This is a genomic window from Caulobacter sp. Root655 (assembly GCF_001427665.1).
In the GTDB taxonomy this organism is placed as follows: Bacteria; Pseudomonadota; Alphaproteobacteria; order Caulobacterales; family Caulobacteraceae; genus Caulobacter.
In genome coordinates this window covers 76,439-88,798 of record NZ_LMHC01000012.1, presented here as the reverse complement: position 1 = coordinate 88,798, position 12,360 = coordinate 76,439, and the positions used below count along the sequence as shown (strand labels likewise).

Genomic DNA, 12,360 nt, shown 5'->3' with positions numbered 1-12,360 from the left:
CACGTTGGCCCAGTCGCCTGGGTCCCGGACAGCCTCTTCGAGGCTTCCGGGATGACAACGAAATTTGCGTGGAAGTTGAAGCCGCGCCGCTACCGCCGCGCCATGCCGCTCATCAGCCACAGCGCCGTACAGGTGCCGAAGGTCACCGCCGCGAACGAGGCCAGGAACATCGGCAGGCTCTGGGCGAGGGCGACGCCGAGGGTGAGCAGGGCGGCCAGGGTCCAGGCGACCATCAGCAAACGGCCTTCGCGGGACTGGCGCGCCAGTCTGGGCGACGTCAGCCGCTTGACGGCCCGCAGGGACCGCCGCCAAATCCGATGCCCCCTGAAGTCGTGACGCAAGACCCGTTCCCCCGACGCTGACGGAAAAAGTGTAGGCGCGTCAATTGGTCGCGTCTACGGTGAAAAACCATGGTTACCCAGTTTTGCCTGGAGCAAGCCGCACGATGCTCTAACCCCGCCTTCGAGCCCGGGGCGTGATGGTCACGGTCATCAGCCGGCCCTCGCGGATCAGGACGAAGGCGGCGGGCTTGTCGATGCTGTGGTGGTCCAGGGCCCGCAGCAGGTCGTCCAGGCCGGTCAGGGGCGCGCCGGCCGCGCTGACCAGCAGGTCGCCCTCGCGCACCCCGGCCTTGGCCGCCGGTCCGCCGGCGTCGACCTGGGCCACGAACACCGCATAGCCCTGGGTGACGCCGGTGGCCTTGGCCAGGCCCGACGGGATCGGGGCCTGCTGGGCGACCAGGCCGATCGAGCCGCGCCGCACGTGGCCGTGCCGCAGCAGCTGGGCGATCACGAAACTGGCGGTGTTGGAGGCCACGGCGAAGCACAGGCCCTGGTAGCCGGCGATCACCGCCGTCGCTATGCCGACCACCTCGCCATTCGAGGCGACCAGCGGTCCGCCGCTGTTGCCGGGGTTGAGGGCGGCGTCGGTCTGGATCAGGTCCTCGATCAGCCGGCCGCGTTCGCCGCGCAGGGATCGGCCCAGAGCGGAGACCACGCCGGTGGTGACCGTGGCCTCGAAGCCTAGCGGCGCGCCGATGGCGATGACCAGCTGGCCGCGCCGCAGGGCCTTGGAATCGCCCAGCCGCGCCACTGGCAGGTCGGCCTTCTGGTCGAGGCGCAGCAGGGCCAGGTCGGTGTCGGGGTCGTCGCCGACGCAGCGGGCCGTCAGGCTGCGACCCTCGGCGGTGATCACCACGAAGCGCGCCGCGCCCTGCACCACGTGGCTGTTGGTCAGGATCAGCCCGCCGGGCGCGATGGCGAAGCCCGAGCCGACGCCCTGGACGCGGGGATCGTCCAGCATCGGATGGATGCGCACCACGCTGGGCCCCACCGCCTCGACGGCGCGGACCACGGCGTTGGAATAGGCGTCGAGCAGGGTGTCGTCGGACGCCGCGCCGCCGGTTCGCGGCGGCTCGGCGGGGCTGAAGACGAAGGCGGCCCCGTCGGCGTCGATGTCGGGATAGGCCAGGATCTCGCGCAGACGCGTGGAGCGGGGCCGCCGGGCCTGGGCGAACCGTTCGTACTTGCGTGCTTTCAACGTCCCGGCCCCCGCCTGCGCAAGGTGAAGGTTAACGGGAAGAACGGGGGTTGGCGAGTCGACGGGCGGCCCCGGGGGCGGCCCCGGGGGCGGTCGGGCCTTCAGGCGTCGTCGCGGGCGTCCAGCACGGCCTGCATGTGGTTGCGGAACGCCGGCTCGTCGCGGGTGATCTGGGTGAACGCCTCGGCCAGTTCAGCCCTGGCCATCTCGAGATTGTAGACGCCTTCCGCGTGGCGCAGGAGCACGCAATCCAGATAGCGGTCCAGAAGGAGGTGGTCTGCCTTGGTCAGGTTGGTCGCCATGCCGTGAGGATAAACCCTGGCGGGGCCCCGCGCCATGCGCTTGATCAGGGAGGTCGCGGGTCCTCCCCCTCTGGGGGAGGTGTCGGCGAAGCCGACGGTGGGGGGAGGGTTTGGCCATTGGCCGGACTCCAGGATCGACGACCCTAGAACTCCCCCCACCGATCGCTGCGCGATCGCCTCCCCCATGGGGGGAGGACGTCCCTAGAACCCCGGCGCCACGATCGCTCGGGCGGCCACCTCGTCGCGCAGCACCTGCTCGACCAGCAGCTCGATGCTGTCGAACTTCAGCTCCGGCCGCAGGAAGGCGATCAGCTGGGTCTCGATGATCTGGCCGTAGAGGTCCTCGTCGAAGTCGAACAGCCAGGTCTCCAGCCGGGTCTCGACCACGCCGGTGGTCGGGTTGTTGCCGAGGTTGGCGACGCCGGGCACCAGGCGGCCGTCGGGCAGGCGGGTGCGGGTGGCGTAGACGCCGAGCTTCGGCACCACATAGTCCTCGACCTCGACATTGGCGGTGGGAAAGCCCAGCTGGCGGCCCAGCTGCTGGCCCCGACGCACCACGCCCTCGATGGCGAAGGGGCGACCCAGGATGCGGGCGGCCTGCTCGGGATGGCCGTCGCGCAGGGCGTCGCGCACGGCGGTCGAGGAGAATTTCTCGCCGTCGCGGCTGGCCACCGGCTCGGCCACCGAGACCGAGAAGTCGTCCTGCTGACCGTAGATCTTCATCAGTTCGGCGCTCCCGGTGCGGCCGCGTCCGAACGAGATGTCGAAGCCGACGGCCACGTGCTTCACGCCCAAGCCTCCGCCATGGGGTCCCCCGACCAGCACCTTCTCGACGAACTCGCGGTCGCCGAAGCTGGCCATCTCGAAGTCGAACGGCAGCAGGTAGAGGATGTCGACGCCCAGGGCCTCGAGCGCGCGGGCCTGCTGGTCGTGGGTCATCAGCTTGAAGGCCGGTTCGCTGGGCCGGAACAGTCGCCGCGGATGCGGGTCGAAGGTGACCACGCCCAGCGGGACCTTGGCCGCCAGGGCGGCTTTGGCGGCCTGGGCGATCACCTGCTGGTGGCCGCGATGCACGCCGTCGAAATTGCCCAGGGCCACGGCCGCGCCCCGCTGCTCTTCGGGCAGGTCCTTCCAGCCGTGGACGATCTTCAGGCGCATGCGGGCTCTCTCTAGACGTTCTTGCGCGGGACCATGACCACGGCCTCGCCATCGACCACGGGCTTGCCATTGACCAGGCAGACGGTGGCGAAGGTGACGCGGGCCTTGGCTTCGTCGATCTGCGCGACCGTGGCGCGGGCGGTGACCGCGTCGCCGATCCTGACCGGGCGCTTGAACTTCAGGGTCTGGGACAGGTAGATCGCGCCGGGGCCGGGCAGGGTGGTGCCCAGCACCGCCGAGATGTAGCCGGCCGACAGCATGCCGTGGGCGATGCGCTCGCCGAAGCTGGTGGTCGCGGCGTAGTCGGCGTCCAGGTGGACGGGATTGTTGTCGCCGGTCACGGCGGCGAAGGCGACGATATCGGCCTCGCCGACGGTGCGGACCAGTTCGGCCGACTGGCCGACGCTCAGATCCTCAAGATAAAGTCCCCGCATCCCGCGCTCTCTTCTTATTGTGCGTTGCAACCAATCTAGCGATCAGCGGCGGCTTCACCAGACCAGATCGCCCATGGCGTGGGTCGCGCCGACGCTTTCAGCGGCCAGCAGGCCCTCGACCTTGGCCGGATCCAGCTTGCCGTCGGGGCCCAGCGCCGCCTCGCCGTGGATGCCCTTGGCGATGAACAGGCAGGCCAGGCCCTGGTCCTGGGCGCCCTTGACGTCGGTGATCACCCCGTCGCCGATGCACAGCACCCGCGAGCGGTCGACCGGTCCGCCCTTCAGCGCTTCGGCCTCGGCCAGGGCCAGGTCGTAGATCGGGGCGTAGGGCTTGCCGGCCATCAGCACCTGGCCGCCCAGACCTTCATAGAGGTCGGCCAGCGCGCCGCCGCAATAGATCAGCCGGTCGCCGCGCTGCACCACCCGGTCGGGATTGGCGCAGACCAGGGCCAGGCCGCGCTCGGCCGCCGTGGCCAGGCGCTCGCGATAGTCCTCGGGACCCTCGGCCTCGTCGTTGAAGAGGCCCGTGACCGAGATGAAGGCCGCGTCCTCGGGTCCTGAAAAGGCCAGGCCGAGGCCTTCGTAGAGCACGGCGTCGCGGTCGGGGCCGACGGTCCAGACTGGGCCCGGCGCGCGCTGGGCCAGCAGGGTCCGGGTGGCGTCGCCCGAGGTGACGAAGGCGCTCCACGCCGCGCGCGGTACGCCCAGGGCGTCCAGCTGGGCCACCACGTCGGCCGACGGGCGCGGCGAGTTGGAGATCAGGATCACCGGACCATGATGGGCCCGCCATTCGACCAGGGCCTGGCAGGCCTCCGGGAAACTCGCGACGCCGTTGTGGATCACCCCCCACACGTCGCACAGCAGCACGTCGTAGCGGTCGGCGAGGGCGGATAGTCCAGCGGGCAGGTCGGTCATGGAGACGGGCGGTACCGGGCGGAGACGGGTGCGTCAACGGTAGCGCATGTAGGGGCGCGAAGGCGCGGCGGCCAGGGGACGGGGACACACACTCACCCCACGGTCGTCATTAGGACGGCGAGGCGCGGTGGGGTGAGTGTGTGTCCCCAGCTTCGCGCACCGCGTCGGGTGGCTCTGGCAGGATCGTGCATCAGACGTGGAGGATCGGTTTAACGCTGGGCGCCCGGCGCATGGCAAGTCTTGGCCGTCCGGCCGTTCCCCCAAATCCGAGGACTATCCGATGGCCATCGCCAAGGGCTACGCGGCTCAAGCCGCGTCCGAGAAACTGACCCCCTTCACCTTCGAGCGGCGCGAACCCAACGCCGACGACGTCGTCATCGCCATCAAGCACTGCGGCGTCTGCCATTCCGACATCCACATGGTCGACAACGGCTGGGGCCAGAGCCTCTATCCGATCGTGCCGGGCCACGAGATCACCGGCGTCGTCACCGCCGTGGGTTCCGGGGTCACCCGCTTCAAGGAAGGCGACCGGGTCGGGGTCGGCTGCTTCGTCGACAGCTGCACCACCTGCGCCCAGCGCGACCTGGACCTGGAGCAGTACCAGCCCGGCCTGGTCCTGACCTACAGCGGCCTGCAGCCGGGCAGCGACCTGCCCACCTATGGCGGCTATTCCGACCACATGGTGGTCAAGGAAGGCTATGTGCTGTCGATCCCCGACAACCTGCCGCTGGACGCCGCCGCGCCGCTGCTGTGCGCCGGCATCACCCTCTATTCGCCGCTGCGCCACTGGAAGGCGGGGCCCGGCAAGAAGGTGGCGATCCTGGGCATGGGCGGCCTGGGTCACATGGGCGTCAAGCTGGGCCACGCCATGGGAGCCGAGGTCACGGTGCTGAGCCAGTCGCTGTCCAAGCGGGAGGACGGGCTGAAGCTGGGCGCCGACCACTATTACGCCACCAGCGACGCGGCGACCTTCGAGACCCTGGCCGGCACGTTCGACCTGCTGATCTGCACGGTCTCGGCCGAGCTGGACTGGAACGCCTATCTGAACCTGCTGAAGGTCGACGGCGCGATGGTCGTGGTCGGCGCGCCCGAGCAGCCCGTGCCCGTCAACGCCTTCGCCCTGATCCCGGCCCGCCGCACCCTGGCCGGCTCGATGATCGGCTCGATCAAGGAGACCCAGGAGATGCTCGACTTCTGCGGCCAGCACGGCATCGTCGCCGAGATCGAGACCATCGCCATCGACCAGATCAACGACGCCTACGCCCGCATGCTCAAGAGCGACGTGCGCTACCGCTTCGTGATCGACATGGCGACGCTGTAGGGCTGGGAGCACGGCTGGGGACACGCGCATGTGCGTGTCCCCATTCTGGCCCCGCTGCGTCCTTCGAGGGCCATCACTTCTTGCGGGGATCGTCCATCGGGTTGACGTAGACGATCTCCAGCGGCCCCTGGGCGTGGATCTGCAGAACCGCGCCGTCCTGGCTCCAGGCGTAGTGGTTCATGCCCGCCGACGCCTCGGCGAAGCCGCCGGCGGCCAGGGCGGCGGCCTTGGTCATGTCCAGCTTGTCGCCCATGCCCAGGTGGAGGTCGCCGGAGATCACCGTCACATATTCCGTCGTCGGATGGTGGTGGGCCGGGACCTGGTAACCGGGCGGCATGGTCATCCGCAACGTCGTCAGGCCCGCCTTGGTCGGGTCGCCCGACAGCACCGCGATCGTCGCGCCCTTCGGGAACATGGCCGGGGCGGGGCCCCATTTCAGGTCTTGCGAATTCACCTGGGCCTGGGCGGCGGAGGCGAACGCGAGGCCGATACAGAACGCAACCGTTGTCTTCAACATGGCGGTTCTCCGGGTTTTCGGAGGCGGTAGCCTATCACCCAGTGGCCCCGCCCCCCTACAACCTCGGCGGGCGGACGCCGGGTGAGGTCGCCGCGTCGGCGCGCCTGGATTCCGTCACTCCGAGACGCGCGGTCCGCAGATCAGGTCGACCGTGGCGGTGATGGTCGCCTCCAGCTGCTGGCGGGTTTCGCCGGCCCGGGCGCGCACCGACAGGGCGTTGACCATGACCCCGGCCACCCGCGCCAGGGCGGCGTGGTCCGTGCCGGGCGGCAGTTCGCCGTGTTCGTAGGCCCGCGAGAACAGGCGCTCGAAGCCGCGGTCCAGCTCGTGCAGGCCGTCGGCGACCGTCTGGCGCACCACCGGATCGACGACCGCCTGGCCCAGGCCCGCGCTGACCAGGAAGCAGCCGCGCCCGCCGACGTCGCCCGAAAGATAGCGGCTCAGGGCCGCCTGGTAGACCCGCGCCAGCGCCTCGCGCAGCGTGCCGCCGGCCCGGAAGGCCTGGATCATCGTCGCCCGCGACTCGTCCATGTAGCGATCCAGGGCGATGCGGAAGAGGGTCTGCTTGTCGCCGAAGGCCCCGTACAGGCTGGGGCGGTTCATGCCGGTGGCCGCGCTCAGGTCGTCCAGCGAAGCGCCGGCATAGCCCTGGTCCCAGAAGGTCGCGGTCGCCTGGCGCACCGCGACGTCCGGATCGTAGCCGCGGGGCCTGCCCCTGCGCTTGGCTTCCGGAGGCGCCTCGCCTTCAGGCGGGAGTCGCGGTTCGGGTGGATTTGATTTTTGTACCATTTCGAATAAAAACCTTGCGTCCGCTATTTTTATGCGAAATGGTATGAAAATGCAAACGGAGGCTCCGATGGATCTCTACTTCTCCCCACTGGCCTGTTCGATGGCCACCCGCATCGCCCTCTACGAGGCCGGAGCCGACGCCAGGTTCCACAAGGTCGACACCAAGGCCAACCGGGTGGAGGACGGGACCGAGTTCCTGACCATCAACCCGATGGGCCAGGTGCCGGTGCTGCGCACCGACGATGGCGAACTGATCACCGAGAACCCGGTGATCCTGCAATATGTCGCCGACCGCTTTCCGGCCGCCGGCCTGATCGCTCCCGACGGGATCGAGCGCCTGCGCGTGCAGAGCTGGCTGAGCTTCATCGGTTCGGAACTGCACGCCGGGGTGTTCAGGGTCCTGCTGCGGTCCACCGCGCCGGAGGGGGCCAAGGCCTTCGCCCGCGAAGCCGTCGCCGAGCGCTTCGCCCACCTCGACGCCTACCTGACCGGGCGCGAATTCCTGCAAGGCGGGTTCAGCGTCGCCGACGCCTATCTGCTGGTGATCCTGACCTGGGCCGGGGCGGTGAATGTGGACCTGTCGGCCTATCCCGCCCTGACCGCCTATCACGGCCGCCTGAAGGCCCGCCCCTCCGTCGCCCGGGCCCTGGGCGAGGAGTTCACGCTCTACAAAGCCGCCGCCTAGTTCGCGTACGGGGACACACACTCACCCCACGGTCAGAGCCGGGTTGGCGAGGCGTGGCCGTGAATGTGTGTCCCTTCCCACCCCCCAAACCTCTCCCCAGGAGCTAAGTCATGCGTAGTCTCATCATCGCCGTCGCGGCCCTCGCCGCGATGGGCGGCCCCGCCATGTCCGAAACCAAGCCACAGGCCCTTAGACAAGAGGGGGGCTGGCTGACCCTCAGCGCGCCGACCACCCGCGACCACGTGGTGTTCGACGGCGCGGTCTGGCGCTGCAAGGCCGACGTCTGCCGCTCGCCGCAGGTCAAGTCGCTGCCGCCGCTGCGCAGCTGCAAGCGGCTGGCGCGCGAGCTGGGCCCGGTCACGGCCTTCAGCTATCGCGGCGTGACGCTGGAGGCCGCGGACCTGGCGGCCTGCAGCCCCGCCCAGATCGCCAAGACCCCGGCCGAGGCCGAAGTGGCGGCGGCGCGCTAGGAATCGCCCCCTTCCCCCTTGATGGGGGAAGGGCTGGGGATGGGGGTGATTGCCGAGGCGCCGCATCGCTGCCCGACATCAGATGAACGCTGCGCGTCCACCCCCATCCGACCGCTTCGCGGCCACCTTCCCCCATCAAGGGGGAAGGATTCAGACCTCGACCCGCCAGCAGAACAGCTCGCCGTCCTCCTCGTCCGTCCGCTCGCCGGACCGCGCGAAGCCGTTGGCTTCCAGCACCCGCTGCGAGGGGGCGTTGTGGATCGAGGTCTCGGCGGTGACGACGCTCACCCGGTGGTCGGCCCGCGCCCAGTCCAGCAGGTCGGCCACCGCCCGTCGGGCGATCCCGCGCCGGCGACGGGACTCGGCGACGCCGTAGCCGATCATCACCGTGCCGCCGACATAGGGGATCCTGACCAGCGAGCAGAGGCCCACCACCTCGCCGTCCTCGACCATCATCCAGGCGTTGGGGGTGAATTCCTCGGCGACCGTCGCCGACAGCCCACGCAACATCGCCAGCACCTCCGGCGCCTCGACCCCGCCCTCGGCGACGGTCAGTCCCTCGGGGGCGTTTCCGGCGATCAGGGCCGCGAAATGGGCGTCGGTGGTCTCGATCAGCATGGGCGGATATATCGCCTCAATGCTCATGCCTGTCACCACGGACAAGCGCGCGGCGCGGCGCGGGCAAAGCCCTCACGGCGCGCGGCGGACCTGCACGCCGGACGCCGTCAGCAGGGGCCGCAGCTTGAGGCGGTAGTCGTCCTCGAACCGCGCCTCCGCGCCGGCCGAGAGTTTGGCCTCCAGCCGTTCTCGGGCCTCGCGAGCCGGGGCGAACGACAGTCCGCAGGCGTCGGTGGCCTGGGCGGGGTCGAGGTCGGCCGCGCCGGTCTCGGCGTCGGGCAGTTCGTCCGACACCAGGTCGGTGCAACTGAACAGACCGCTCATCGACCAGAAGCAGGTGTTGCGCTGCAGGTAGGCCTGGACCCGCCAGCCGCACTGGACCTTCGGGAGGTCGGCGGTCTCGACCCGCGGGTCCTGGACCTCGGCGGTCTGAACCTTCCGATCGACGTCCGTCTTGATGAAAATCTGGTAGCGGGCCAGGGCGGTTTCGGCGCGCTGGCCCTTGGTGAGCACCAGCTTCAGGTCGCCATGGGCGACGATGGTGTTGGCGCTGGCGCCACGCACGATGCTCGGCGGGTTCGGGCGAAAGAGCGCCGGCGGCGATACGGGCGGTGGGACGGCTTGCACGGCGACGGGCGCTCCTGGGGGCTCAACCTTAGGGTTGAGGCGCCGAGGGCGTCAATTGCTGGGGAGAAAGCGCCCCAACGGCTGTCGTCCCGGAAACGGCGCAGCCGTTATCCGGGACCGCCAGAAGCGCGGCGCTTGGGCATCGGTCCCGGATCTTCGCGCTTCGCGCTCGTCCGGGATGACAAATATCGAGAGGAGACTCGTTCCCTACCGCCCGGCCCGGCGCCGCAACGCCCCACGCATGAAGTCCTGCGGCGGATCGGCCTCGGCCAGGATGGCGTCGCGGATGGCGCGGGGTTCGCCGAACAGGTGGCCCTGGGCGTAGCCGATGTCGAGTTCGAGGATGTCGACCACCTGGCGCTCGGTCTCGACCTTCTCGCCGATCACCTCGATGCCGTAGCGGCGGGTCAGGCCGGCGAAGTCGGCGGCGTTGAGGTCGGGCAAGGATGCGATGACCAGCTTGCCGTCCTGCTCTTCCAGCTGGTCCAGCAGCAACTGGGCGCCGATCTTCAGGAATTTGACGTCGGCGCGGGCCAGGTCCTGGAAGTCGAGGTCCAGGTCGTGGACCTTGTCGAGGCTGAAGCGGAAGCCGAGGCTGGCCAGGCGGGCCATGTGCCGGGCCTCGACCGGGCCGCGGTCGTTGAAGGCGGCCTGGCCCAGTTCGAAGATCAGGGCGCCCGACAGGTCCTTGTTGACCTGCAGGAATTCCAGGAACTGGGCGAAGAACACCTCGTCGGCCAGGCTGGCCAGCGAGATGTTGCAGAAGATCCCGACCTTGCGGTCCTGCTTGGCCAGGCGGCGGACGATCTGCACGCAGCGGAACAGCAGCAGGTTGTCGATCGCGGCGGTCAGGCCCTCGGGCTCGGCCACGGCCAGGTACTCGGCCGGCATCATGATGCGGCCGGTGTCGTCGCGCAGGCGCGAGAAGCTTTCGTAGAAGACGGTGCGGCGCTGCGGCAGGCTGACGACCGGCTGCAGGTAGAGGTCGACGCGGTTCTCGGCCAGGGCGTCCTGCACCACTTCGAGCAGGGCGGCGGACTGGGGCGAGCGGCCGCGGGTCTCGGTGCGGGCGGCGGCGACCTGGTCGGTCAGCTGGTGCTCGAGGCGGTCGCTCATCCGGCCGACCAGGTCTTCCAGCTGGTGGACCTCGCTGGTCAGTTCGGCCGAGCGGCGCTGGGCGTCGTCGGCGACGGTCTCCAGCAGGCCGGTGATGCGGGCGTCGACCTTCTCGACCTGCTCGAGCAGGATGCCGTGGGCCTCGCGGATGGTCTCGATGTCGACGCGCAGGGCCGCGCCCTGCAGCGCGTTGGCGATCACGGCGTGGACGGCGAAGCACAGGCCCATGGCCCCGATGAAGGCGGCTAGGCCGACGGCCGGCGCCGCCCCCATGCGCCACAGCGCCAGGGAGGTCACCAAGGCCAGACAGAGATAGGCGCCGGTCAGCAGCGCCAGCATCAGCCTTCGCATAGGGTTTCCCACGAATCGTCCAGCTTGATTATGTGAGTCGCGGAGGCCGCGAGTCGAACAGATTAACGCGCGTGAGCCATTACGCCGCGCCTTAACCACGAAACAGCTCTTCGTGAACGCGCGACGGCGATTGTCGGGTAGCGGAGGGCGGCGCCGACAGTCAACTGGGCCCGGGTCGCCGCCGGGGCCCAGGTTCGCGCCCAAGGGGAATGAGGGCGGGGACCCTACTTGCTGCCGGTGTAGGGCAGCGAGGAGTGGTGCAGGACGATGCGGACCACGCCGGCGTCGTCCTTCTTGAAGGTCCAGGTCTTGTCGACCGTGGTCGTCTTGCCGCGCCTGTCGCGCATCATGACCGTGCCCATGGTGTTGGCGACATCGCCGTCGATCTGGATGCCGACGTTCCTGATCTCCACCGAGCGCCAGTGCTTGAGCGCGAAGCCGCGGTCGCGGGGGTAGTTCCGATCGTGGCCGACGAAGTAGGCCAGGGCGCCTTCCTTGGTGGTGCGGAAGGTCTGCGGGGCGCGGGTCAGGGTCGGTTTGAAGAGGACTGGCCCCAGATTGTAGCCATAGGCCTGGTCGAGCACCGCGCTGGCGGTCGCCCGGGCCTTATTGATGCCGCCCGTCTCGTAGTCGCGCGAGATGGCCACCAGGGCGTCGCCCCAGGCCTTTTGGGCGGCGAGCACCTCCGGTTCGGTGATCCCGGCGTCGGGCGGGTCGGCGGCGAACGCCGCCGTTCCCGTGACGGCGGTCAGGGCGAAGGCCGAGGCGACCAGGGTGCGGCGGGTGGACGCCAGGATTTGGGCCCTCACGCCGCCCCGAGGAAACGACCGCGTCTTGATGCGAGGGTCGCTTGAAGGCCGTGGAAACAACCGGCGGGTCGTGCTCGCGAGGTCGGTCCGCCATTCGCCGTGGCCAAGATGACCGTCGACGACTTGTGCGTCGCTGGCGTCGGCGTTCTTCATCGTGATGCTGCAGACACGCACTGAACACCTCCTTGCAATGGGAAGCTTGGCCGCTGAGAGACCTCAGCTCCCTCACATCTCAAAGGTTGAGTCAATGCGTGGCGCTATTATTAGGTGTGCTGGAAGGATTCCGGCACGTGACGAAGGTTCCTTGGCGCGGGCTCCGCCCCAATCGTGACATGACAGCGTGGCCTTAGACTGATAATCGTTCGCAAGTTTTTCCGGTGCGACCATGTCAGACGCTCTCAGCCTTGCCCCCGACATCTCGGACATCCCCGCCGCGGCGAGGGCGGAGCATCCGCTGAGCGTGGCCCGCAAGGGCCAGCGCGGCGTGATCCTGCGGGTCGGCGGCCAGACGGGGCGGTCCGAGGCCATCGACCCGGACGAACTGGAGCGGCGCCTGCTCGAGATGGGCTTCGTCGAGGGCGCGGCGTTCGAGGTGCTGCACGAGGGCCTGTTCTTCCGCGACCCGATCGCCCTGCGCGTCGACGACATGCGCGTGGCGTTGCGTCGCCGCGAAGCCGGGGCCGTCACCGTTCAGTTCGAAGAGATCTAA

The 12,360-nt window shown here is 69.3% G+C and carries 16 protein-coding genes; 4 read left to right on the top strand and 12 right to left on the bottom strand.

Annotated features, from left to right (window positions below):
* Window positions 1-89: 89 nt before the first annotated feature.
* From ASD79_RS09495 to ASD79_RS09470, 6 genes are all read right to left on the bottom strand, one after another.
* Entirely contained in the window at window positions 90-341 is a 252-nt protein-coding gene (locus ASD79_RS09495) for a hypothetical protein (RefSeq protein WP_235524385.1), read from the bottom strand.
* A gap of 109 nt (window positions 342-450) precedes the next feature.
* The gene (locus tag ASD79_RS09490; RefSeq protein WP_056720920.1) at window positions 451-1,539 is read right to left on the bottom strand and encodes a S1C family serine protease; all 1,089 of its coding nucleotides are present in this window, start codon (window positions 1,537-1,539) and stop codon (window positions 451-453) included.
* A gap of 101 nt (window positions 1,540-1,640) precedes the next feature.
* Window positions 1,641-1,841, bottom strand: a complete 201-nt coding sequence (locus tag ASD79_RS09485; RefSeq protein WP_007667006.1) for a hypothetical protein — start codon at window positions 1,839-1,841, stop codon at window positions 1,641-1,643.
* A gap of 201 nt (window positions 1,842-2,042) precedes the next feature.
* The gene (locus ASD79_RS09480) at window positions 2,043-2,999 is read right to left on the bottom strand and encodes a bifunctional riboflavin kinase/FAD synthetase (RefSeq protein WP_056720918.1); all 957 of its coding nucleotides are present in this window, start codon (window positions 2,997-2,999) and stop codon (window positions 2,043-2,045) included.
* A gap of 11 nt (window positions 3,000-3,010) precedes the next feature.
* Window positions 3,011-3,433, bottom strand: coding sequence for a MaoC family dehydratase (locus tag ASD79_RS09475; protein WP_056720916.1), 423 nt, complete (start codon window positions 3,431-3,433; stop codon window positions 3,011-3,013).
* Window positions 3,434-3,487: 54 nt separating this feature from the next.
* Window positions 3,488-4,348 carry a TIGR01459 family HAD-type hydrolase gene (locus ASD79_RS09470; RefSeq protein ID WP_056720914.1) on the bottom strand — a complete coding sequence of 287 codons (861 nt, stop codon included), beginning with the start codon at window positions 4,346-4,348 and terminating at the stop codon, window positions 3,488-3,490.
* Window positions 4,349-4,628: 280 nt separating this feature from the next.
* Here ASD79_RS09470 and ASD79_RS09465 point away from each other — a divergent pair, with 280 nt between their 5' ends.
* Complete coding sequence (locus ASD79_RS09465) at window positions 4,629-5,669, top strand: NAD(P)-dependent alcohol dehydrogenase (protein WP_056720911.1); 1,041 nt, start codon at window positions 4,629-4,631, stop codon at window positions 5,667-5,669.
* Between the two features lie 73 nt (window positions 5,670-5,742).
* Here ASD79_RS09465 and ASD79_RS09460 read toward each other — a convergent pair whose 3' ends face one another.
* Entirely contained in the window at window positions 5,743-6,186 is a 444-nt protein-coding gene (locus ASD79_RS09460) for a cupin domain-containing protein (protein WP_056720909.1), read from the bottom strand.
* A 114-nt stretch (window positions 6,187-6,300) separates the two neighbouring features.
* On the bottom strand, window positions 6,301-6,867 hold the full coding sequence (locus ASD79_RS09455) for a TetR/AcrR family transcriptional regulator (protein WP_082584864.1): 567 nt from the start codon (window positions 6,865-6,867) through the stop codon (window positions 6,301-6,303).
* Window positions 6,868-7,042: 175 nt separating this feature from the next.
* Between ASD79_RS09455 and ASD79_RS09450 the strand changes: the two genes are divergently transcribed.
* Both ASD79_RS09450 and ASD79_RS09445 read left to right on the top strand, forming a co-directional pair.
* On the top strand, window positions 7,043-7,660 hold the full coding sequence (locus ASD79_RS09450; RefSeq protein ID WP_056720904.1) for a glutathione S-transferase N-terminal domain-containing protein: 618 nt from the start codon (window positions 7,043-7,045) through the stop codon (window positions 7,658-7,660).
* Between the two features lie 110 nt (window positions 7,661-7,770).
* On the top strand, window positions 7,771-8,130 hold the full coding sequence (locus tag ASD79_RS09445; protein WP_056720902.1) for a hypothetical protein: 360 nt from the start codon (window positions 7,771-7,773) through the stop codon (window positions 8,128-8,130).
* Between the two features lie 150 nt (window positions 8,131-8,280).
* Here ASD79_RS09445 and ASD79_RS09440 read toward each other — a convergent pair whose 3' ends face one another.
* From ASD79_RS09440 to ASD79_RS09425, 4 genes are all read right to left on the bottom strand, one after another.
* Window positions 8,281-8,775: a GNAT family N-acetyltransferase gene (locus ASD79_RS09440; protein ID WP_235524384.1), complete on the bottom strand. Its 495-nt coding sequence runs from the start codon at window positions 8,773-8,775 to the stop codon at window positions 8,281-8,283.
* Window positions 8,776-8,820: 45 nt separating this feature from the next.
* The gene (locus ASD79_RS09435) at window positions 8,821-9,375 is read right to left on the bottom strand and encodes a hypothetical protein (RefSeq protein ID WP_156400433.1); all 555 of its coding nucleotides are present in this window, start codon (window positions 9,373-9,375) and stop codon (window positions 8,821-8,823) included.
* Window positions 9,376-9,582: 207 nt separating this feature from the next.
* Window positions 9,583-10,842, bottom strand: coding sequence for an EAL domain-containing protein (locus tag ASD79_RS09430; RefSeq protein WP_156400432.1), 1,260 nt, complete (start codon window positions 10,840-10,842; stop codon window positions 9,583-9,585).
* A 224-nt stretch (window positions 10,843-11,066) separates the two neighbouring features.
* Window positions 11,067-11,651, bottom strand: a complete 585-nt coding sequence (locus ASD79_RS09425) for a hypothetical protein (RefSeq protein ID WP_235524383.1) — start codon at window positions 11,649-11,651, stop codon at window positions 11,067-11,069.
* A 385-nt stretch (window positions 11,652-12,036) separates the two neighbouring features.
* Here ASD79_RS09425 and ASD79_RS09420 point away from each other — a divergent pair, with 385 nt between their 5' ends.
* Window positions 12,037-12,360 (top strand): FeoA family protein, encoded by a 324-nt coding sequence (locus ASD79_RS09420; RefSeq protein WP_200952292.1) that lies wholly within the window; start codon window positions 12,037-12,039, stop codon window positions 12,358-12,360.